This is a genomic window from Rhizobium sp. 25PS6 (assembly GCF_032464655.1).
In the GTDB taxonomy this organism is placed as follows: domain Bacteria; phylum Pseudomonadota; class Alphaproteobacteria; order Rhizobiales; family Rhizobiaceae; genus Rhizobium; species Rhizobium laguerreae.
In genome coordinates, this window is record NZ_JAWDIV010000005.1 from 315703 (window position 1) to 337243 (window position 21541).

Here is a 21541-nt window from a genome sequence, read left to right on the forward strand (position 1 = left end):
CCGCCGCTATGGCGAGCCCTGCTGATGTCCTTGCCGGTTGAGCACCTGGATGGAATTGCCAGCATCGAGGCCGATATCGACAAACCTATTTCGAGACCGCGCCCGCCAGTTGCCGTTTTACGCCGCGTTGGAGACGGAGGTTTTCCAGCCAGGTGACTTGTTTCCTCAATTTCAACGCCGGCTTTTCGATGAATCTCCACGAGAAGGCGGCAAAGCAAGCGGCAACAATGCTGCAGACGATGCCGTTCAACCACCAGTTATGCGCCCAGGGGCCAAGCGCTACGAACGCCTGTTGGATCGGATAGCCATAGAGGAAGACGCCGTAGGAATAGTCGGCCCCACGCAGGACGCCGAGCTTGCGGGGCGAGGTGAGACCAAGGAAGACCGTGACATATCCCATGGCCGGAATGGCAATGAAGTCCCCAAAGGAAGTGAACCAGTAGGCCCACAAAATCATTGCCACAGAGGCGAGGAAAATTCGGATATCCCAAAGAACCTTGTCCTTGTAGAGATAGAAGGTCACCCCCACAAGAAAAGCACAAATGAGCAGATTGCCCGACGCGGTCGTCGGCATGGCTGCCCAATCGCTTCCATGTTTCCAATATCTTGCAATACCGAAGGCTATGATCAACGCCGGCGTGGCGATAAGGGCAATCACCCGCCGCCTGACCACGCCGAGCAGGAAGAGAACGGCGATGACGGCATAGCACTCAAGCTCGAAGGGCACCGTCCAGAGCTGCCCGTTCACCATTGCGGCGTCAGGATTATCAAGGAATACCCCGGGTAGATTGAAGTGAATGTGCCCTGTGACATTCATCAGATATGTAAAGAACTGAGGATCGGTGAAATAGTCACGCAGGTCATACTCTGTATAGATCGCTCCGAGTATAAAGGCAGCCAGCAACACCTCTACCGCGAGAGCGGGATAGATCCGGATAAATCGATTGCCGAGAAAAGAGATCAATGTCTTCGATCGTTCGAGACTGCCAGCCACCAGAAACCCGCTCAGGACGAAGAACATGGGCAGAACTGACTTGATGACAGGGCGGAAGGGCGACTCCCAAAGAAACAGATCATCGCCATAGGTGACACGGGCCGTGTGTATCCAAAGCACTGAAAAGGCTAACAGTAATCGCATATAATCGAATCCTGTCGGTCGCCCGTTCGCTAGATCAAGCTTTTCGCCGAGAACCATCTGTGCCCCTTTCAGAAGTATTGACTCGATTTGGAATGGCAAGCCGTTGCCGCAGAGCGGCAGCGGCATCATTGCCGGGTCGAGGCCGCGTGTCAGTGACCACAGGTACATCAGGTAAAAATTGAACGAGAGAGCAGCCCTCTCCCGAAGACGCGTCTCTGACCATCAACCCATGGCCCTGTGCTTCCCGAGGGCCATGCGACGGTCGGAGTTGGAATTCAGGTGATCGGGCGGCGGATTGGATGAGGAGACTATGAAATTTCTGGCCACCCTGTTCTGTATTGTTCTCGCCCTCATCGGATTGGGGCTGATCGGAGGCGGCGCCTGGTTGCTGCGCCTCGGCGGCTCGCCCTATTACGCCATCGTCGGGCTTGCCTATGTGGTTGCCGCGCTTCTGCTGTGGCGCCGGAAGACGCCAGGCGGGCTCATCGTCCTGCTTGTCGCCGTTTTCACCCTTCCCTGGGCGCTATGGGAGTCGGGTCTCAATTTCTGGGCGCTGTTTGCCCGCTTGATGTCCCCCATCGCGCTGGCGGGCTTTGCCCTTCTCTTTGCACCGTCGCTTTCCCCGGCCGCCAACCGGAAGCTCTTTTATGGCGGCGCCTTGGTGACCGCTCTCATCTTTATCGCGGGTTTCGGTCTCAGCTTCGTGCCGCATGGGATCATCCGGCCCTCCGCCGACATTACCGCCTATAAGGTCGTCAAGGGCGACAACTCTCCCTCCGACTGGACATCCTATGGCCGCACCACGGCAGGAGATCGTTATTCCCCATTCGATCAGATCAACCGCGGAAATGTTTCCAAGCTCGATCTCGCCTGGACATATCGCACCGGAAAAGGCGATGGCGCCGATCAGAACACGCCTCTGCAGATCGGCGATACCGTCTACACCTGCACGCCGACCGATGTGATCGCAGCGCTCGATGCAGATACCGGCAAACCCCGCTGGACCTTCGATCCCAAGGCGACGGCGCCTTACTGGCAGCGCTGCCGCGGCCTCGGTTACTACAAGATACCGACGGAAGCCCAGTCCGCCGATGGGCTTTGCAATGAGCGCCTGGTGCAGACGACGATCGATGCCCGTCTCCTGGCGATCGACAGCAAGACCGGCGCGCCCTGCAAGGACTTCGGAGACAATGGCACCGTGCAGCTTTCCCAGGGCATGGGCGAAGTCAAGACGGGCTATTATTTCCAGACATCGGCGCCGTTGATTGCCCGCAACCTGATCGTCGTCGGAGGCTGGGTCACGGACAATCAGGAGGTCGGCGAACCCTCTGGCGTCATCCGTGCGTTCAACGTCGTCACCGGCGAGCTCGAATGGGCATGGGATCTCGGCAACCCGGAGATCACCAAACTTCCGCCGGAGGGCCAGACTTATACGCGGGCCACGCCCAACATGTGGACGACGGCCGCATTCGACGACAAGCTCGGCCTCATCTATGCACCGCTCGGCAATACCACGCCGGATTATTACGGCGTCAATCGCCCTGCCTTCGCCGATCAATACAACGCGACATTGGTGGCACTCGATGTGACGACGGGTCGAGAGAAATGGAAATTCCAGACCGTCCATCACGATATCTGGGACTATGATCTGCCGGCTCAACCGGTCCTGGTCGATCTGCCTGACGGCAATGGCGCCACCGTGCCTGCTCTGCTGCAGACCACCAAACGCGGGCAGCTTTTTCTCCTCGACCGCCGAACCGGCACACCGCTTGCCGAAGTTCAGGAGAAGCCGGTGCCGCAGCAAGGCGGCGTGCCCGAAGAGAAACTCTCCCCGACGCAGCCCTACTCCGTCGGCATGCCGACAATCGGTGCGGAGCGCGTGACGGAGCAGACGGCCTGGGGCCTGACGATGTTCGATCAGTTGGCATGCCGCATCGCTTTCCGTAAAATGCGCTATGACGGTGATTTCACCCCGATCGGCACGCAATATGCAATCCAGCAGCCGGGAAATCTGGGTGGTCTCAACTGGGGAAGCGTATCGGTCGATCTGCCCAACAACAGGGTCTTCATGAACGATATCCGCGTGCCCAGTCTCTTCGCACTCATCCCACGCGAGGAGTATGTCGACTTTGCCCTCACCACGACCGCCCACGGCCCCTCCGCCCCGCAGCGCGGTACGCCTTACGCCATGGCCACCGAGATGTGGACATCGAGGCTCCGCGTTCCCTGCACCCAACCGCCCTTCGGCACCGTCACTGCAGTCGATCTGAATACGCGCAAGATTGCATGGCAGGTTCCGGCCGGCACCGCCGAAGAACTCGGGCCGTTCAAGATCAAAACCAAGCTGCCTATGCCGATGGGCCTGCCGAGCTATGCCGGCACCTCGGCGACCGCCGGCGGCGTCGTCTTCTTCGCCGGCTTCCAGGACTATTATATCCGTGCGTATGACGCCGAGAACGGTACCGAGCTCTGGAAATACCCACTGCCGGTCGGCTCGAGCGCGACGCCCATGACCTACGTCTCGCCGAAAACAGGCAAGCAATATGTCCTGATATCGGTTGGCGGCGCACCCTATTCGAAAGACGTCGGCGACTACGTCCTTGCCTTCTCTCTGAAAGACGGAGCTTAGCCGCGGATATCGCTTAGGCTTCACCGACCATCTTCAAGTCCAAGCAACCCGCCACGGACCGCTTCTTAGCGAACGCAATCGGATTTGGCGGCGTTGCCGATCACACTGTGTTATTTTGATCCGACGAGGAATTGGGACTTACGAGCGTGACGCGAAAACTGGCGGCGATCCTGGTCGCGGATGTGGTCGGCTACAGCCGCCTCGCCGGTGCGGACGAGGATCGCATCCTGGCGCGGCTGAGAACGTTGCGCAGCGACCTAGTCGATCCGACCATTGCCGTGCACAATGGCCGGGTCGTCAAGCGTACCGGTGGCGGAAGCCTCATCGAGTTTCGCAGCGTCGTGGACGCCGTGCGCTGCGCGATCGAAGTGCAGACTGCCATGGTTGAGCGCAATATCGGCGTGTCGCCTGAACATCGCATCGAGTTCCGGGTCGGGATCCATCTGGGAGATGTGGTCGAGGAGAACGACGGCGACTTGATGGGCGACGGCGTCAATATCGCTGCGCGGTTGGAGGGAATTGCCAAGCCCGGCGCCATCTGTCTTTCCGAAGACGCCTACCGCCAGGTGAAATCGCGGCTCGATCTTGCCGTGACCGATCTCGGCAAAATTGAGCTCAAGAATATTGCTGAACCGATGCAGGTCTATTCGCTTCAGATCGGAACTCCGCAGCCGACCGCGGCACGACAGGTGCGGCCCGCAATCGAAATGCCGTCAGTTCCGGCCGTTCCCGACAAGCCGTCCATCGCCGTATTGGCGTTCAACAACATGAGCGGCGACGCCGAACAGGAATACTTCTCCGACGGTATCAGCGAGGACATCATCACCGACCTCTCGAAGCTGTCCGAGCTGCACGTGATCGCTCGCAACTCATCCTTCGTCTACAAGAATGTAATAGCCTCAGTGCCTGAGATGGCCAAGGCGCTCGGCGTCCGCTATGTCCTCGAGGGCAGCGTGCGCAGGGCCGGCAACCGCGTGCGTGTCACCGCCCAATTGATCGACGCCAGCAATGGCAGACATATCTGGGCCAGCCGGTTTGATCGCGACCTCACCGACATTTTCGCGGTTCAGGATGAGCTCACGCAGGAGATCGTGGCCGCGCTCAGGCTGAACCTCACGCATGGCGACCAGGATCGATTGGCCAAAGGACGCGCACTCGACGTCGACGCTTACGAGTTGTTATTGCGTGGCCGCGAGCAGGCGTCGGCTCATACCCGAACCGGAAACAGAGCGGCCCGCAGCCTGGCGGCCGACGCCCTCGCAATCGATCCGCAATATGCGGCCGCCCAAGCACTCATCTCCTTCACCCACGTACTCGACTACGTCAACGCCTGGAGCAACGATCCGGAAGGCTCGCTGCGGATCGGGATGGGTCTCGCGCAGCAGGCCGTGGAGATTGCCGAGGAACAGCCCAACGGCCACTTTGCACTGGGCATGGCTTGCATGTGGAACCGGGAACTGGACCGGGCGCGGGCAGAAGTGCAGCAGGGCCTCGCGCTGCAGCCCAACTCCGCCGAGCTTCTGCTACTGCTGGCCCATATCCAGATATTCTCCGGCGACCCCGCCGGCTCCCTGGAAACACTCGATGCATCGATGCGGCTCGACCCGCACCATCCGGAAATTCTCTTCCAATTTCGCGCCGATGCGCACTTTTCTCTCGGCGAGTATGAACAAGCGATTGCAGCCATCGAGCAGCGGCTCCAACAAAACTCCCAATCGGAGACCGCCTACGCCCTGCTTGCCTCATGTTACGGCCACCTCGGTCGGTCGGAGGAGAGCCGTCAGGCCTGGGAGAAGGCACTCCAGATCAATCCCAATTTCTCTGTCGAGCGCCGCCGCCGCGTCCTTCCATTCCGAAACCCCGAGGACTTTAACCGCCGTGTAGAAGGACTCCGTAAGGCAGGACTTACAGGTCCGAATCTTGGTCAATGCTGAAGGAAGCTGCTGTCGACCCTATATCGCGGGCTGCTCATTCTATGGGCGGACGTGCGAGAATCCTCTCAGATTGCGCCCTCTCCACGGAGCATTTGGCCGGCGAACGTGATGCCAGTTCGGGCGACTTTGATAGCAACGGCACGGCACCTGCTGTAAGATAACGGTAAGGGATCGGACACCCGGAAAGAGCTGGTATGGAGCGCCGCCTTGCAGCAGTCCTGATTGCGGATGTGGTCGGTTACAGCCGCCTGAGCGAGATCGACGAAGAGGGAACGCGTATCCGCTTCCACACCGACCTCCACGAACTCTTCGAACCGAAAATCGCCACGCACCACGGCCGCCTGATCAAGACGATGGGCGACGGGATCCTGGTTGAGTTCCATAGCGTGGTGGATGCCTTGCGCTGCGCCGTCAAAATCCAGCAACAGAAGGCTGAACGCAATGCGGCCCTGCGGCCCGAGCAGCGGATGCTTTTTCGCATTGGCGTCAATCTCGGCGATGTCATCGTCGAAGGAGAGGACATTCATGGAGACGGCGTCAACATAGCGGCGCGGCTGGAGAGCCTTGCCCAGCCCGGCGGGATTTGCATATCCGGCACCGCATTCGATCACACGGTACACAAGGCTGAGGTCGGTTTCTCCTCTCTCGGTGAGCAGCAACTGAAGAACATAGCCGATCCGATTCGCGTCTATCGTGTTCTGTTAGATCCCTCCGAGGCAGGCAAGGTCGTCGCTTCCCGTCGGCCGCGCCGCCGGGCGATCATCCTGGCCACACTTGCAGCGCTGTTGATTGCGGCCGCTGCGATTGTCTTCGCATGGCAATGGCCGTCTGTGCCCCAACGTCCATCGGTAGCGGTGCTTCCCTTCGCCAATTTGAGTAGCGACGCCGGCCAGGATTATTTCACGGATGGCATTACCGACAGCCTGATTGCCGATCTGACCATGCTTTCGGACCTTGACGTCATCGGTCACAATTCGGTGTTTGCATACAAAGGCAAGCCTCTCGTTTTGGCCGACATCGGACGCGATCTCGGCGTGCGGTTTGTCGTTGAGGGCAGCGTGCAACGGATAGGTGATCAAATCCGCGTCAATGCGCAGCTGAGCGATGCCGCAAGCGGCGACCACTTGTGGGCCAACCGATTTAACCGCGCCGCGGCGGATGTCATGGCTGTGCAGGATGAGCTCAGTCGGCAGATCGCCGAAGCGCTCGGCCTGAAACTCACTCAATCTGAGACGGAACGGATTACCCGTCCGCCGACCGCCAATCTCGAGGCATACGACTACTACCTTCGTGCCGAGCAGGCGACGCGTACCGGCCGCCGTTCCCGGCTGCTCGAGGCACTGGCGCTCTTTGACAAGGCGGAGGCGCTCGACCCCGGTTTTGCAGAGGCCTTCGCGGCCGACGCGCACGCGACCGCCTATGTCTGGCGAAGCGCTTACGACGACGTTCTCCAGAGCGCGCCGGCGCGAAAAAGGGCCTACGAGAAGGCAAGTCGCGCGCTGGCGCTCGACTCGGCTCTTTCATCGCCATACGCCGTTCTTGCCGTCATGCAAGTCGTGGACCGCCGCTACGAGCAGGCGGTCACCTCGGCGCAGCAGGCAGTTTCGCTCGGGCCTGCCGATGCCGAAGCTCATATGGCGTTGGCATACGTTCAATTGTTCTCCGGCAATCATGCCGAGGCCGGCGCGGCCGTGGACACGGCGCTCAGGCACGATCCGAACCTCTCCGCCATCAATCGATACACGGCTGGCCTGGTATTTTATTTGCAGCGCGACTACACGAAGGCCATCGACAGCTTCGAACGCGCGCGCGATGGTTCTCCGGGAAATGGCGATTTCGTTACCCCACTCGCTATGGCCTATGTCCGTGCCGGTCGCCTCGACGACGCCCGTGCGACTGTCGCCGAGGGACTCCGCTTGCTGGCTGGGCGCGATTCTCTGGCGGACTGGCGTCTCAGCAATGCCCATTTCCGCAACGAGCAGGATTTGGCGTTTATCCTCGATGCTCTGCGCGAGGCCGGCCTGCCGGAGTGGCCGTTCGGTTTCAAGGGCAACGAGCACGAACGCCTGCACGGTGAAGAAATCGCAAGTATCGTCATGGGCAAACTCCTCCGGGGCAAGACCGAGCCCTCAGGAAGCCCTGCACTCATGCAAATCGAACGCGACGGCAAGGCGGCCTTCCGCTCGACGACGCAGATGGTCACCGGAACGGTTTTCGTCAATGGCGACATGCTTTGCGAGCAGAGTGAAAACGCATTTGGACGAGCCGATTGCGGCCCGATCTACAGACCTGCAAACTCGCCCGCTGAAACCAGCTATGCTTACGTGAACTCCACGAAGGTCTTCTATTTTTCGCCCGTCAAATAGCCGCGCTCGACCGGTCAGTGATACTGATCCCGTTCGAGATCGGCTGCGACCTTCGGCCAGTTTCTATCGGCTTTCGGCGCTGCTTCGGCCACATGAGCGGCAAACCCTTCTGCCGATCCCTTGTCGTAGATCAGGTAAAGCTTGCCGTCGATGATCTTGAATGCTTCCGGATCGACGTTGATCGTCACCGATCCGAGAGCCACCTCGCCCGCGCAGTAGCCGCCATATTGAGGCGCATATTTGATCGGCTCGCTGATGAACATTTCACGGTGTTTGGCATTGGCAAAAAGCCACGGCGTCCCCAGCCATTCGTGGGAGAATTGCTCAGAGCCCTTCACCGCTTTGCCTTCGGTGAAATAGGCTACGGGGTCGTATCCCATGATCGCCACGCCGCCGAAGTAGCCCGTGTTTACCGAGTCGTCGGCAAAAGCCCGCGATCCACCGACAGCTGCCAAAGCCACAACGAACACCGCCACAGAGCGACCAATTCCTCGTGCACCGCTTCTGGTCCCCGCATACATCTGTGCCTCCTATTCAATCATGGATTTCCATGCACTTCGCGTATTCTTTCTCGCCGATGCGACTGGCCGGAGGGCAAGGCGCACCATGCCGCCTGAAAAGCCGCACGATGTCCGAGTTGCCTTTCCAGATTGCTCGCGTGATTGGCGTGTAGCCGTGAACCTCCGCATGACCGACGTCAGCCCCCTCAGCGAGAAGAAACGTGGCGAGAGCGACGTGGTTTTCCTCACCGGCGACCATCAGCGGTGTCACACCTGCTTTATTGGCCGCATCGTCGAGCGTCGCGCCATGGTGGAGAAGTAGTTTGCTGATCGGCACGCTGCCGGAAAAGGCCGCGGCATGAAGCGGCGTAAAGCCGCCCGAGTTCCGAGCCATGACGTCGGCCCCTTTGCCGATCAGCAATGCGGCTATGGCAAGCTGGGCTCCGAGCGCAGCGTTGATAAGAGGTGTTGCCTGATCGCGTGCCCGGCTGTCGACATCGGCACCGGTAGCCAGAACCTGCTCGACGACGGCGGTGTTTCCAGTGGCAACGGCATCGAACAAAGGGCTCCCCGCAGCGGCCACCGTCGCTGTGAAAATCAACGCCACCGATGCAAGCAGCCCACGCATGGCTCAGCCCCCGAAGGTTGCCAAGGAAAGTAGCACAAGCCGCGGGTTTTGGGTAGGCATCGAGGACTGTAGGAGGTTGAATTACCCTGCATCAAGCTGTCGGCAACGCGCAAACTAGACAGGATGCAAACGTCTATCGTGACCACCGGGCTATGATTTGGTCGGTATTTGCCAACGCCTTGCGGACTGCGTTGCGCGCCATGGTCGGTCGCTGCAGTCGAATGCTTTTCTCAATATTTTCATGAAGTTTCAGCGCATATCGCAAATTGTCTTCCTCCCGCGTCACATGGGCGAAGAGGTGGTTTAGCGCCGATTCGATCAAGACGCCGAGCGGCACCAGCAGATCATTTCCGGAGGCGCGCAAGATCGCGATGTGAAATCGCGTATCGGATTCTGTTCGCTGCTGGAGCGATGTCGCCTGATCCATGTCATGCAAGGCCTGGCTGATCGCGGTCATTTGCTCGTCAGTTCGGCGCTCCGCAGCAAGCGCAGTCGCTTCCGGCTCGATCATATGCCTGAGTTCTTGCACGGCCCTCAGAAAGGATTCGCGATCAGGAGATGCCGCATACCAGCCCAAGACATCTCGATCCAGCAGGTTCCAACGTTCCTTGGGTTCGACCCAGCTGCCGATTTTCGGGCGGGAAGAAAGCAGGCCCTTGGCCATCAACATCTTGATCGCTTCGCGCACCGCCGATCGGCTGACTTCAAAGACTTCCGACCATTTTGCTTCATTTGGCAGGATCGTGCCCGGCGGATAGTCGCCGCGCACGATTCGCAGACCGATCTCGCCTGCCAAGGACACATGAACACTCGCCCCAGTCATGCGGGGAGAATTTGGGCGCCTTGTGGTGGCCGAGCGGTCAACCATCACCACCTCGAGCGCAGCCGTTGGCTTTCCCGATTTTTTGTCAGGCATTTATTTCTACTGCCTCAGCATTCTTCGACTGTCTGCACGTGTGATCAAAACAATCGTAATAACGAGGAAGTCGCCTGCGATTGACGCCAGCACAAAGCGTGGAATTCAGGGCGCGTCAAGCCCAGCGGATCTCTCGATCCGTCTCGTAACGACAGATGGCGCACCCTTTGAACCGGGTGCGCCAACCGTGAACCTACTTTTGAATGCAGGTGTCGACTGTATCCTTCGTGCACTCATCGAGCCCGGTGAAGACCGGATCTTCAACCGGCTTGCCGGCAATCAGATCCATCATCACCGACGGTGCCTTGTAGCCCATCTCGAACGGCCGTTGGCCGACGAGCGCTGTCACCAGCCCTTCCTTCGCAATGGCGACCTCGTCGCCGATCGTGTCGGCGGCACCAATGACGAAATCGTTGCTGGCGATCTTGTCGGCCAGCGGCTTGAACAGGTCGCGATAGGGTTGCGGTGCGCCGAACAATGGCCAGCCACCCATAATGCCGAATGCGTCCAAGTCGGGATTGGCCGCGAGGATATCGGTCATTGCCTGAACGCCCTTGGCACCGTCGTCATTGGTGAACACCGGGCAACCGGCGACCTCGGTCCAGCCACCCTCGCCTTTCAGCTCGGTCAAGCCTTTCTGGCCAGTAAGTGTGTCGCGCATCCCTTGTGCGCGGCGTAGAATATTGTCTGCTCCCGGATTGCCTTCGATCGTGCAGATCTTGCCGCCCTTCGGCTTGCCCTTCTTGATGTATTCGCCGATGCGTGCGCCCATCAGATAGTTGTCGGTGCCGAGATAGGTCTTGCGCAAGGCTGCGTCCTCGGCGGCAAGATCGGCATCAAGCGTCATCACCGGAACCGTCGGATTGGCGGTCTTCAGGGTCTGGGCAATGAGCTTTGCATTTGACGGCGAGATTGCGATTGCCGCCGTGTCTGCCTTGCCCAACATATCCTGAACGATCTGCGCTTCGCCGGCTTCATCGGATGTCGATGCCGGACCGGTGTAGAAGCATTCGTATTCCGAAGTGGGGTTCTCCTTGTTCCATTTCTGGCAACCTTGATTGATTGCTTCGAAGAACGGATTGTCGAGGCCCTTGACGACGATGACGAGTTGCTTCTTGGCCAAGGCCTGCCCGGCGGTCAGTGCTAAAACTGCGGCTGTAAGTAGTAATGCCTTCCTCATAGTTTCCTCCCTTGAAACAGACGGACACCGCGTGCCCGCCACACCAAATCAACCCGGATACCAGACGATGCGAGGCTCCTCCTTTGAACGCTCGTATTGCCAGGCCGAGTTGATAAGCATTTCGAGATCGTAGTTTGGCTGCCAATCCAGCAGGTATTTGGCCTTGCTGTTGTCCATCCAATTGGAATGGAAGCGGCTCGGTATGTCGACAGAGCCGAGATTGCGCGTGCGCAAGAGATAGGCGGCGACTTCAGCATAGTCGACGGGGCGATCCATGCAGATATTGAAGAGCTGCCGCTCCGCCCGCGGGTTGTCGATCGCTGCCAGTATTGCCGAAACAAGGTCGTCGACATGAACGAAGTTGCGTTTCAGCGGACGACCGTCAGCATCGAGCAGCAGCGGCACCGTACCCATCGCCGCATAACGCCGCGCCGCGTCTTCCGGAACGAGCGTCTTCCAGTCCGGACCGCCAAAGACGTCGTCTCCAAAAGACAGCGAATACTTGAAATCGTCCTTTTCCATGATCCAGGGCGCGCGCAGACAACAGCCATTGAGGCCATACTGAATGCCAAACTGCTCCAGCATGACCTCTTCCAGGACTTTGGAGAGCGCATAGCTTCCCGGATAGGCACAATGGCGGGCGTTCTCGGTGATCGGGCCGTCGTGGCGATAGTGGAAATGTCCCACACCCGCATCACCACCGATCAGGATGAACTGGCGTGCGGTGACGCTCGTACGGAACTCCTCGAGCAGCCAAAAGAGACCTTTGACCGTGACATCCATGATGTCTTCAGGCGTTTCCTTGCATGTGGCGAGATGCACGACATGGGTAACGTCATCCAGCGCCTTTGCCACGACATCGCGATCGGCGATCGAGCCTTGGAAGACATCGACACGGTCGGTCGCCTCGTACAAACGATTATGACAAAGCGCACGAATACGGGCTTTGGAAAATCTCGGATCGTCAAGCAGCCCAGCAATGAAGCGCCGCCCGACCTTGCCCGTCGCACCGGTCACAAGGATCAGCATGCTTTTTCTCCCCCATTGATAGCTAATATCCGGGCGCCACTTTCGTCAAATGATATTTGTCTGACAAAACAGATTTTTGCGACAATAAGGTCAATGGCCGGGACAATGAGTTGACGCTGTCGCAGGGTTTTGCGTAAATGCTCCCAATCGCTTTTCCTGGGAGGGTATTGGAAAAGCGAATTCGCCGGAGCCTTGCATCGAAGACATGCAGGGTTCGGTGCGATGGATAGCCCGCAGGTTTTGGGAGGCGAGGAGGCTGGTGGCGGTTCTTGAGCTCAGCAATATTTCCAAACATTTCGGTGCCATCCAGGCAGTCAACGATGTTTCGTTTTCGCTCGAAGCCGGGCAGGTTGTCGGCCTGATGGGCGATAACGGCGCTGGCAAGTCCACATTGGTGAAGATGATCGCCGGCAACTTTCGGCCGAGCCATGGAACCATGCGGCTCGACGGCGCCGATCTCGTGCTTCATCGGCCGAAGGAAGCACGCCAGCATGGCATCGAGATCGTTCACCAGGATTTGGCGCTCTGCAACAATCTGACGGCGGCAGCGAACGTGTTCCTCGGTCGGGAATTGCGCCGCGGCGTATGGCCTCTTCGCATTCTCGACCACAAGGCCATGTACAAGCGCGCCGGCGAGATATTTCGCGAGCTCAAATCCGAGACGCGGGCGCGCGATCTCGTCAAGCAAATGTCAGGTGGCCAGCGCCAAGCGGTCGCGATCGGCCGCACGATGCTGTCGGAAGCGAAAATCGTATTGATGGACGAGCCGACCGCAGCCATTTCCGTGCGCCAGGTGGCTGAGGTTCTGAATCTGATCCGCCAATTGCGGGATCAGGGCATTGTCGTTGTCCTGATCAGCCACCGCATGCCCGACGTCTTCTCGGTCGCCGACCGTGTGATCGTGATGCGGCGAGGCAGAAAGGTAGCCGACAAACAGATTGCGGCAAGTTCGCCGGAGGAAGTGACGGGACTGATTACCGGCGCCATCGAACAGGTGTGATCGATGCTATCCGTTGCAACAAGAAGGAAGAAGGTCGACGATGGCGATTACACTTGACCAAACGATCGGACAGAAGCAACGGAGCTGGCTTGCAACGATCATGAGCGGCCAGACATTCTGGGTGCTGATTGCAGTCATTCTAGCCTGCATTTTTCTGTCGATGGCAACGGACTCCTTTGCGACGGCGAAGAACATCTACAACATCACCCGCAACGTCACCTTCGTCGCCATTATCGCGCTGGGCATGACGCTGGTCATCATCACCGGCGGCATCGATTTGTCCGTTGGCTCCGTACTTTGTCTGTGCAGCATGGTGCTGGCTGTGGTTATGCACGCGGGCTATAGTATTGAAGTCGGCATCGCCGCCTCGATCGGTACGGCTCTTCTGGTCGGAGCTTTCAACGGCGTCTTGATTGCCTATCTCGGCTTCCCGCCTTTCGTCGTCACGCTCGGCATGCTGTCGATTGCGCGCAGCCTTGCGATGGTTGCATCCAACAACACTGTGGTTTTTGAATTCGGACCTGATCACGACAAACTATTGGCTCTCGGTGGCGGCGCCTGGTTTTTCGGCATCGCCAATCCAGTGCTTTACATGGTCGTGCTGGCACTCATTACCGGTTTCGTGCTGCGCTGGACCAAGTTCGGCCGCTATGTATTTGCCATCGGCGGCAATGAGCACGCCGCGACACTGACAGGCGTTCCGGTGCCGAGGATCAAGGTCATCGTCTATATGATTTCTGCCCTGTCGGCGGGGGTTGCCGGCATCATTCAGACCGGCTGGCTCGGCGCCGTCACCACAAACATCGGCGCCGGGATGGAACTTCAGGTCATTGCCGCCGCGGTTATCGGCGGCGCCAATCTGGCGGGCGGCGTCGGCACCGCCTTTGGAGCCTTGGTCGGCGCCGCACTCATCGAGGTCATCCGTAACAGTCTTGGTTTGCTCGGTATCAACGCGTTCTGGCAGGGTTGCTTTATCGGTGGCGCAATCGTGCTCGCCGTCCTTTTCGACCGACTTCGCAACTTGCGACAGGGCGAGTAGACGAACCCCGCTCTTCAGAGATTTCTGCGGCTCGCGCCCGCGCCAGGAGCTGCCATACGTTCAAGCAGTCCAGCCTTGTTCAGTCCGCTTTATTGTCTGCCCGTTGCCATTGAAAAAGTGCACCTTCGAGACATCGGCGGTGAGCCCTAGTTGGTTTCCCGCCTTCATATCACCACCGTCGTGCAGGACGAGGCAATCATGCCCGTCCGGCAGCTTGACGTGAAGCAGTGTTACCGCCCCGGTATATTCACAAAGCCCGACGGTTCCGCGCAGCGTCCCGTCTCGAGGTTCCACGACCGTCAGATGTTCCGGCCTTATCCCGATGGTCTCGGCCGTGGTATCCGCTGCCCTTGCACCTGTCAGCAAAGGCGCGATATCTGCCGGGAGCAGGTTCATTTTTGGGCTTCCGATGAATTGCGCCACGAAGATATTTGCCGGCCGCTCATATAATTCCCGGGGGGAACCGACCTGCTCGACACGGCCGTCGCGCAGAACGACGATCTTGTCGGCGAGCGTCATCGCTTCGATTTGGTCGTGCGTTACATAGATCATCGTCGTGGAGAGCCGCTTGTGTAGTGCGGCGATTTCAGAGCGCATGTGCACGCGCAACTCTGCATCGAGGTTCGACAGCGGTTCGTCGAACAGGAAGACATCAGGATTTCCGACGATGGCCCGGCCGATCGCGACGCGCTGCCGCTGACCGCCGGAAAGCTCACGGGGGTAGCGATCGAGCAATGCTTCGAGCTTCAGCGTGGCGCTTGCTTCATCGACACGCTTCTGACGCTCCTGTGCCGGAACTTTGCGAACCTTCAGCCCGAAACCCATATTGTCCCGGACGGTCAGATGTGGATAGAGGGCATAGGATTGGAAGACCATGGCAACACCGCGTTTCGAAGCCGGCACTTCGTTGACCACCCGGCCGCCAATCGCAAGTTCACCGCCGCTGAGATATTCCAGTCCCGAAATCAGCCGCAGCAAGGTGGACTTGCCGCAGCCTGACGGACCGACGAATACGACGAACTCGCCCGGATCGATCCTGAGATCGACGCCGCGGATGACCTCGACGGCGCCGAAGCGTTTTTCGATGCCTTTAAGCGATACACTGCTCATGAACGAAAAATCCTCATCCCTTCACGCCTGATAGCGCAAAACTTTCGATGATCTGCCGCTGGGCGATCAGATAGACGATCAGGATCGGCACCACGGCAAGGCTGGTAGCGGCAAGCTGGAGGTTCCACAACGGCAAGCCGTAGCTGTCGTTGAAGTTCGACAAGGCCAAAGGCAGCGTGAACATGTCGAGCGAGCTCAGAAAGATCAGCGGCTCCAGGAACAGGTTCCACGAGAACAGAAAGGTGATGATGGAAACCGCAGCCAGGGCCGGACGCGCCATCGGCAGCGCTATCTTCCACCAAACGCCGAAGCGTGAGAGGCCGTCCATCTTGCCGGCTTCTTCCAGTTCCTTGGGCAGGGCCAAGAAATATTGGCGCATCAGGAACGTTGCCATCACCCCATGAGGGCCGAAGGTGGGCAGCAGGATCAGCGGCCAGTGAGTATCCACCAGGCCCAGCCAACGCATCAGGAAGAAGTTCGGAATGATCGTCACTTCCTCCGGCACCATGAGCGCCGAGATCAGAAAAAGCATCAGCAGCCCGGCACCGGCAAACCGCATGCGCGCCAGCGCATAGCCGGCCAGGGACGAGATGGCGAGGGTGAGCGCCGTCACCACGATCGCGATGTAAAGCGAGTTGAAATACTGCCGCGCGAACGGCTGGTAGGTGAACACTTCGACGAAATTCTGCCAGCGCCAGACGCGGGGAATAAGCGTCGGCGCACCGAATATCTCGGTCACGCTCTTGAAGCCGGCAGACACCATCCAAACGAATGGGAAAACAAAAGGTATGGCGGCGATCAGGAGCGCGATCGTCCAGCAGGTGCGGTAGAGGATCTGGATTTGGCGCTGGGTCATTCCGATCCCTTTCTCCGCAGCATCACCTGTACCAGGGTCAGCGCCATGATCATCACGAACATGATCATCGCGAGCGCCGAGGCATAGCCGACATTGAAGAACTTGAAGCCCTGCTGGTAGATGTAGAAGGCAAGCACCAGCGTGCCGTTTTCCGGGCCGCCACCGGTCATCTGATATATATGATCGAAGACCTTGAAAGAACCGATCGTCGTGATGACCATGATGACGAGCGTGGTCGGCGCCAGCAACGGCCAGGTGATCATGCTGAAGATCTGCCGGCGCGAGGCGCCTTCCAGGCGCGCTGCCTCTTCATAGTCCCGCGGGATCGCCTGCAGCGCCGCAATGTAGAGGATCATGTTGAGGCCGACCATCTTGATGACGCGGGTGACGATGACCGCCGCCATGGCCCAGTTCGGTTCACGCAGCCAGTTTGGACCAGTGATCCCGACCAGCGCCAGTACCTGGTTGATGAAACCACCTTCTCCCTGCAGCAGAAATTTCCAGACGATCGCCCAGGCGATGGCCGAGGTGATGACGGGAGCGAAAAACACCGTGCGAAAGAACACGACCCCGAAGAACGGCCGGGAAAGGGCGAGCGCCAAGGCGAGCGCGAGCGCCATGTTGAGCGGCACGAGACCGATCGCGAAAATAACCGAATTGCGTACCACAAGCCAAAAGTCAGGGTTTTCGAGGAGCGCATTCTGAAAATTGGCAAGGCCTACGAAGGTGGCCTGCTGGCTGAGCAGGTTCCATTCGGTCATTGAATAATAGACCACTGCGCAGAGCGGACCGAGGAAGAAGATGAGGAAGCCGATGAAGGTGGGGCTGACAAACAGCCACGCCTCCATCATCTCTCTTATCTTCAACGTCAGCCAGGTCTTTTGGCCGGTTCGAATGGAGTTATGAACGGTATCGGCCATCTTCGTTCTGATCAAAGCAGCGGCTGGATTGCCGCGCAGATGCCCTTGATGGCGGCATCGACATCGGCATCCGGCTTCCACAGGGCATCGACGCGAGGCGCCATGGCGGCAAGGATCTGGGGCGCTTTTTCGTTAGCCGAGACCACCCGGCCCTTTTTTATCGCGGCAGCCACATTCTTCATCATCTCGGGCGGCACGAGCTTGTTGCCGTTGATGAATGCATCGGCCTGCAGAACGCTCTTGCGGGCCGGCGGGAAGAACTGCGCCATGGTGGCGACGTTCTCCTTATTGGTCATATGCGCCACGAATTCTGCGGCGATTTCGGTATTCTTGCCTTCGGCGAACACAACAAGACCGGCCTGGCCAATAACGGGTGACTCACCACCTGGGCCGGTGGGCAACGGTGCGATGCCCCACTTGAAGCCGGCTTCCGCCATCTTCGAAGCACGGGAAATCTGGTTGACCGTCATCGCCGAATTGCCGGAGAAGTAATCACCCTGTTCGCCCGGCGGAACGATGGACTTGTCCTTGAAGACCATGTCATGCAGCTGCTTGACCGCCTTGACGGCTTCTGGCTTGTCGAAGCCGCATTCCTTGTTCGACCAGATGTCGCCGCCATAGGCGCGGATTGGCGGCAGAAGGGCGTGGGTCATGCGAGAGGCATAGCCTTCGCCATCCTTGAACTCGAAGCCCCATTTGCCGGGATTGGCTGCCGCGAGCTTCTTGGAGACTTCCTGGAACATGTCCATGTTCCATTCGCCCTTGGCGGCGAGCGTCAGCGGATCTTCGAGCCCGGCTTTATCGAACATGTCCTTGTTGTAGTAGATCATGAAAGGCGAGGTGGAGAACGGAATGCCGTAGACCGTTTCATCCTTCTGCCAGAGGCCCATGGCCGGCTTTGAGAAATCATCGAAATCATAGCCTTCCGCCGCCTTGAGCGTCGGGCCGAGATCCATCAGAAGATTGGCGTTTTCGAAAGCCGGAGCGGCATCCTCCATCATCCAGGCTACATCGGGAGCATTGCCGCCGGCGATCTGGAAGGTCAGTTTCTGCGTGTAGTCGTTGACCGGCACGGTCTCGAACTTCACGTTGACGTCGGGATGTGTGGCTTTGAAGCTCTCCGCAATGCCATTCAGCATCTTCAGATGAGCCTCGCTCCCGGTCCAGACCGTCATGCGGAGATCCGTCGCGAAGACGGCAGACGTCGATATGCACAATGTCAACGCGGATGCTGCGATACCTGCTAATGCGGCCTTCATGGTTTCCTCCCTTTTTGGTCGTCGGCAATCAGCCTTCACCGATTGAATGCAAACGGCATTCGCCTGGAATTTGGCTGCAAGCTGCGGCGGATGGTTCCGCCGCATGATCTCGAAAACCTTGCCGCAGGCCGTTCACCCGGCAGCGTGCGGAAGGCTCCCGGGCGCGTCTCCGATCGACCATCCTCCGTCGACCGGAATATTTGCACCCGTAATGTAGCTGGCAGCATCGCTGCACAAAAAAACAAACGCCCCAACCAGGTCCTGCGGCTGGCCCGGCCTGCCCACAGGGATCTTGGCGGCTACCGCTTTGCGGAACGCCGGGTCGCCGTAGCGCGCGGCATTGGCCTCGATCTCGATCGCACCCGGCGAAACCACATTCAGCGTGACGCCGCGACGGCCGATTTCGCGCGCAATCGACCTGATCGCAGTCAACTGCGCCGCCTTGAGCGACGCATAAACAACCGTTTCCGCCCGCGGTCGCACCGCCATGATACTGCCTGTGGCGACGACCCTGCCCCAGCCCCGCTCGGCCATCGGTGGAACCAGCTTTGCCGTCAGCGTCAGCAGCGCCGAGAAATTCGATGCCACATGGGCGTTGACATGCGCCTCATCCAATTCCTGCCAGGGCCGCCGACGTTCGATGGCGGCATTGGCAATGAGGATATCGATCGGGCCGTGTGTTTTGAGCACTTCATCGGCAAAAGCCTGCGTCGCACGCCCGTCGGTGAAGTCTGCTTCCAGTACCGGCGCCGTCCCTCCGGTCGCCCGGGCCACCTCACGCGCGCCCGTTTCATTACCGAAATGATGCAGGATCAGTTCCGCTCCATGCTCCGCAAGGCCAAGCGCAACAGCCCGGCCGATGCCGGAACTGGCACCGGTTACCAGCACGCGTCGGCCTTTCAGTGAAAAGCGCGCGGCGCTCATCGCTCGGCATCTTTCAACTTGTCGGCCACCTCGAGCGAGGCAATGTCGGCAGCTTCGAAATGCTCCCGGATTTTTTGCTCGGCGAGGTCGGCATCACCAACTGCAATTGCGTCGTAGATTGCCTGATGCCGGCCAATCGTTGCCCGCCAGTCAGCGTCGCTGCGATTGGCGCGACGTGAAAACAATTCCGACACCTCGCGCTGCACGGAACGCATGCTCTCCATGTGCACGCGGATCATGTAATTACCCGTCGTCACGGCGAGGCCGAGGTGAAACAGGATGTCGGCGGCGGTAAAGCCGGAGGGCTCCTGGACGGAAGCCAGCATGCCCGCCAAGCCCTGCCGCATAATATCCAGACCTTCCGGATCGCGACGTTCGGCGGCGAGTCGGGCAATTCCCGTCTCGACGACGCGGCGCATTTCATTGGCTTCGCGCAGCCGCTTGAGACTGGAGCGGACCGCGTAGCCGTAGATTTTGTCCATCGATTCGCCGCTCAGCGCCTTGGCCCGGGCAACCTTGCCTTGTTGGGTGAAGATCAGCCCGGCTGCCGTCAGCTGGCGAAGCGCCTCGCGGGCGATAGGCTTCGAGACGCCGAACTCCCTGGCGATCTCCCCTTCGGGCGGCAACGGCTCGCCAGGCGAGATGCGCCCATCAAAGAGCGCGGCGGCAATCGCATCGGAAACCCCATCCGCCAACCGCGAAGGGTTGGGCGGCTTGGCGGTGAAAACGGGTTTCCTTTCGGGAATTTCACTCATCTCGATCCTCATATTCACAAAGCTAACACGCAGTTTCCAACTTAGCAACTAGGTTTATCAGTTGCCAAGTCACCAACATCTAGCTAGGAATAACAGACACGCCCCAAAGCAGCGAGCAAAACCAAGAGCAACGAGCAAAACATTGGGAACGAAAGAGCCGATGGATTCTGTGCAACCTTCGACCGGACCGGCGATCATTATTTCAGATGTCATCGCCCATCCGCTCAGCCAGACGCTGCCCAAACCGACCGTCACGTCCTGGGGTACCTATCACAAAGTCTCGATGGTTCTTGTCGAGTTGCGCACAGATGCCGGCATCGTCGGCGTCGGTGAGGTTCTGGCCCGGTTTTCGCCTAAGGCCTATGCGGAACTGATCGAAACCTCGTTAAAGCCACGGCTGATCGGACAGGACGCGCGTAACATCGGCGCGCTCTGGCAATCCATGCGGCGCTCGCTGTCAGGCCGCGCCGGCGGCATGCTGATCGAGGCGATCGCAGGCGTCGACATTGCGCTGTGGGACATCATGGGCAAGGCCGCGGGCATGCCGATCGCCAAGCTGCTTGGCGGCATCGGCCGGGAAACGATCGAGGTCTATGCCGCCGCCGTAAACTGGGTCGACGATGCTGAGGCGGATCGGGAACTGGAGCGCTATATCGGCGAGCGATTCCCGCGCATCAAAGTCAAGATGGCCAATCCGGTCAGAGAAGCCTGCCGGCGCATCGAACGGCTGCGCAAGCGCGCCGGCGACGATATCGAACTCTGTGTCGACGCCAACTGGGCCTATGATCTGGACCAGGCGATCGAGGTCGGCAGGGCACTTTCGACCAATGGCTACTTCTGGTTCGAGGAGCCGCTGGCGCCGGAAAACGAGCAAGGCTACGAGGAACTGCGCAAGCGCTGCGACGTGCCGCTCGCAGCCGGAGAGAGCAACTTTACCGCCGATCAGGCGCAGCGTCTCGTCGCCAACCGCACCCTTTCAATCCTGCAGCCGGATGTCGCCCGTGCCGGCGGCATATCCGAAACACGGCGCATGGCAGACTATGCCGCCCTGCACGATGTGGGCTACGCCCCGCATATCGGCATGTCCGGCATTATCTGCGAGACGGCCAGCACGCATCTGGCAGCCGCCCTTCCGAATTTCCGGGTGATGGAATGCGAATGCGATCTTAGCACCTTCAAGCGCGACCTGGCCGATCTGGCGCCCGGCTGCCTGCGCCAGAAGAATGGCCGGCTCGACGTGCCGACACGGCCGGGTCTCGGCATCGAAATCGATTGGGACGCCGTCAAACGGCTCCGCGTACAGTGAGGTCAACACCATAATGACGACATCAGCGCCCTCTTCTACAGCCGACATGATG

18 protein-coding genes are annotated in these 21541 nt (G+C 59.3%); 6 read left to right on the top strand and 12 right to left on the bottom strand.

What is annotated here, in order from left to right:
- Positions 1 to 85 precede the first annotated feature (85 nt).
- On the bottom strand, positions 86 to 1306 hold the full coding sequence (locus RWK44_RS10075; protein WP_206105933.1) for an acyltransferase family protein: 1221 nt from the start codon (positions 1304 to 1306) through the stop codon (positions 86 to 88).
- A 142-nt stretch (positions 1307 to 1448) separates the two neighbouring features.
- Here RWK44_RS10075 and RWK44_RS10080 point away from each other — a divergent pair, with 142 nt between their 5' ends.
- From RWK44_RS10080 to RWK44_RS10090, 3 genes are all read left to right on the top strand, one after another.
- Positions 1449 to 3767 (top strand): membrane-bound PQQ-dependent dehydrogenase, glucose/quinate/shikimate family, encoded by a 2319-nt coding sequence (locus RWK44_RS10080; RefSeq protein ID WP_316028739.1) that lies wholly within the window; start codon positions 1449 to 1451, stop codon positions 3765 to 3767.
- A 146-nt stretch (positions 3768 to 3913) separates the two neighbouring features.
- Positions 3914 to 5701 carry an adenylate/guanylate cyclase domain-containing protein gene (locus tag RWK44_RS10085; protein ID WP_316028740.1) on the top strand — a complete coding sequence of 596 codons (1788 nt, stop codon included), beginning with the start codon at positions 3914 to 3916 and terminating at the stop codon, positions 5699 to 5701.
- 194 nt (positions 5702 to 5895) lie between these two features.
- Positions 5896 to 8067, top strand: a complete 2172-nt coding sequence (locus RWK44_RS10090) for an adenylate/guanylate cyclase domain-containing protein (protein ID WP_165504466.1) — start codon at positions 5896 to 5898, stop codon at positions 8065 to 8067.
- A gap of 14 nt (positions 8068 to 8081) precedes the next feature.
- On the opposite strand, the gene RWK44_RS10095 is transcribed toward RWK44_RS10090, so the two are convergent.
- The 5 genes from RWK44_RS10095 to RWK44_RS10115 all read right to left on the bottom strand — a co-directional run bounded on the left by RWK44_RS10095 (position 8082) and on the right by RWK44_RS10115 (position 12320).
- A complete protein-coding gene (locus RWK44_RS10095; protein ID WP_131666190.1) occupies positions 8082 to 8588 on the bottom strand; it encodes a YHS domain-containing (seleno)protein in 507 nt (168 codons plus the stop codon).
- Between the two features lie 13 nt (positions 8589 to 8601).
- On the bottom strand, positions 8602 to 9195 hold the full coding sequence (locus RWK44_RS10100; RefSeq protein ID WP_316028741.1) for an ankyrin repeat domain-containing protein: 594 nt from the start codon (positions 9193 to 9195) through the stop codon (positions 8602 to 8604).
- Positions 9196 to 9328: 133 nt separating this feature from the next.
- Positions 9329 to 10111, bottom strand: a complete 783-nt coding sequence (locus tag RWK44_RS10105) for a FadR/GntR family transcriptional regulator (RefSeq protein WP_316028742.1) — start codon at positions 10109 to 10111, stop codon at positions 9329 to 9331.
- Between the two features lie 193 nt (positions 10112 to 10304).
- Entirely contained in the window at positions 10305 to 11291 is a 987-nt protein-coding gene (locus tag RWK44_RS10110; protein WP_077979172.1) for a substrate-binding domain-containing protein, read from the bottom strand.
- A 48-nt stretch (positions 11292 to 11339) separates the two neighbouring features.
- Positions 11340 to 12320, bottom strand: a complete 981-nt coding sequence (locus RWK44_RS10115; protein WP_077979173.1) for an NAD-dependent epimerase/dehydratase family protein — start codon at positions 12318 to 12320, stop codon at positions 11340 to 11342.
- Positions 12321 to 12579: 259 nt separating this feature from the next.
- On the opposite strand from RWK44_RS10115, the gene RWK44_RS10120 reads away from it, so the two are divergent.
- Entirely contained in the window at positions 12580 to 13320 is a 741-nt protein-coding gene (locus RWK44_RS10120) for an ATP-binding cassette domain-containing protein (RefSeq protein ID WP_025395777.1), read from the top strand.
- 40 nt (positions 13321 to 13360) lie between these two features.
- Entirely contained in the window at positions 13361 to 14359 is a 999-nt protein-coding gene (locus RWK44_RS10125; RefSeq protein ID WP_029872506.1) for an ABC transporter permease, read from the top strand.
- A gap of 60 nt (positions 14360 to 14419) precedes the next feature.
- Here RWK44_RS10125 and RWK44_RS10130 read toward each other — a convergent pair whose 3' ends face one another.
- From RWK44_RS10130 to RWK44_RS10155, 6 genes are all read right to left on the bottom strand, one after another.
- Complete coding sequence (locus tag RWK44_RS10130) at positions 14420 to 15469, bottom strand: ABC transporter ATP-binding protein (protein WP_077979174.1); 1050 nt, start codon at positions 15467 to 15469, stop codon at positions 14420 to 14422.
- Positions 15470 to 15482: 13 nt separating this feature from the next.
- Positions 15483 to 16325, bottom strand: a complete 843-nt coding sequence (locus RWK44_RS10135) for a carbohydrate ABC transporter permease (RefSeq protein ID WP_132613920.1) — start codon at positions 16323 to 16325, stop codon at positions 15483 to 15485.
- Positions 16322 to 17245 (bottom strand): carbohydrate ABC transporter permease, encoded by a 924-nt coding sequence (locus tag RWK44_RS10140; protein ID WP_168284562.1) that lies wholly within the window; start codon positions 17243 to 17245, stop codon positions 16322 to 16324. The genes RWK44_RS10135 and RWK44_RS10140 overlap by 4 nt, the downstream gene beginning before the upstream one ends.
- A gap of 11 nt (positions 17246 to 17256) precedes the next feature.
- Positions 17257 to 18504 carry an ABC transporter substrate-binding protein gene (locus RWK44_RS10145; protein WP_316028743.1) on the bottom strand — a complete coding sequence of 416 codons (1248 nt, stop codon included), beginning with the start codon at positions 18502 to 18504 and terminating at the stop codon, positions 17257 to 17259.
- A gap of 132 nt (positions 18505 to 18636) precedes the next feature.
- Positions 18637 to 19428, bottom strand: a complete 792-nt coding sequence (locus RWK44_RS10150) for an SDR family NAD(P)-dependent oxidoreductase (RefSeq protein ID WP_168284564.1) — start codon at positions 19426 to 19428, stop codon at positions 18637 to 18639.
- Positions 19425 to 20183 (bottom strand): FadR/GntR family transcriptional regulator, encoded by a 759-nt coding sequence (locus RWK44_RS10155; RefSeq protein ID WP_077979277.1) that lies wholly within the window; start codon positions 20181 to 20183, stop codon positions 19425 to 19427. The genes RWK44_RS10150 and RWK44_RS10155 overlap by 4 nt, the downstream gene beginning before the upstream one ends.
- A 160-nt stretch (positions 20184 to 20343) precedes the next feature.
- Here RWK44_RS10155 and RWK44_RS10160 point away from each other — a divergent pair, with 160 nt between their 5' ends.
- Positions 20344 to 21489, top strand: coding sequence for a mandelate racemase/muconate lactonizing enzyme family protein (locus RWK44_RS10160; protein WP_316028744.1), 1146 nt, complete (start codon positions 20344 to 20346; stop codon positions 21487 to 21489).
- The last annotated feature ends 52 nt before the right edge of the window (positions 21490 to 21541 follow it).

Bases quoted from the DNA above. Each gene is read 5' to 3' on its own strand.
- RWK44_RS10145 (WP_316028743.1), bottom strand. From the start codon at position 18,504: ATGAAGGCCGCATTAGCAGGTATCGCAGCATCCGCGTTGACATTGTGC.
- RWK44_RS10160 (WP_316028744.1), top strand. From the start codon at position 20,344: ATGGATTCTGTGCAACCTTCGACCGGACCGGCGATCATTATTTCAGAT.
- RWK44_RS10150 (WP_168284564.1), bottom strand. From the start codon at position 19,428: ATGAGCGCCGCGCGCTTTTCACTGAAAGGCCGACGCGTGCTGGTAACC.
- RWK44_RS10130 (WP_077979174.1), bottom strand. From the start codon at position 15,469: ATGAGCAGTGTATCGCTTAAAGGCATCGAAAAACGCTTCGGCGCCGTC.
- RWK44_RS10110 (WP_077979172.1), bottom strand. From the start codon at position 11,291: ATGAGGAAGGCATTACTACTTACAGCCGCAGTTTTAGCACTGACCGCC.
- RWK44_RS10080 (WP_316028739.1), top strand. From the start codon at position 1,449: ATGAAATTTCTGGCCACCCTGTTCTGTATTGTTCTCGCCCTCATCGGA.
- RWK44_RS10105 (WP_316028742.1), bottom strand. From the start codon at position 10,111: ATGCCTGACAAAAAATCGGGAAAGCCAACGGCTGCGCTCGAGGTGGTG.
- RWK44_RS10125 (WP_029872506.1), top strand. From the start codon at position 13,361: ATGGCGATTACACTTGACCAAACGATCGGACAGAAGCAACGGAGCTGG.
- RWK44_RS10140 (WP_168284562.1), bottom strand. From the start codon at position 17,245: ATGGCCGATACCGTTCATAACTCCATTCGAACCGGCCAAAAGACCTGG.
- RWK44_RS10095 (WP_131666190.1), bottom strand. From the start codon at position 8,588: ATGTATGCGGGGACCAGAAGCGGTGCACGAGGAATTGGTCGCTCTGTG.
- RWK44_RS10100 (WP_316028741.1), bottom strand. From the start codon at position 9,195: ATGCGTGGGCTGCTTGCATCGGTGGCGTTGATTTTCACAGCGACGGTG.
- RWK44_RS10090 (WP_165504466.1), top strand. From the start codon at position 5,896: ATGGAGCGCCGCCTTGCAGCAGTCCTGATTGCGGATGTGGTCGGTTAC.
- RWK44_RS10115 (WP_077979173.1), bottom strand. From the start codon at position 12,320: ATGCTGATCCTTGTGACCGGTGCGACGGGCAAGGTCGGGCGGCGCTTC.
- RWK44_RS10155 (WP_077979277.1), bottom strand. From the start codon at position 20,183: ATGAGTGAAATTCCCGAAAGGAAACCCGTTTTCACCGCCAAGCCGCCC.
- RWK44_RS10075 (WP_206105933.1), bottom strand. From the start codon at position 1,306: ATGTACCTGTGGTCACTGACACGCGGCCTCGACCCGGCAATGATGCCG.
- RWK44_RS10135 (WP_132613920.1), bottom strand. From the start codon at position 16,325: ATGACCCAGCGCCAAATCCAGATCCTCTACCGCACCTGCTGGACGATC.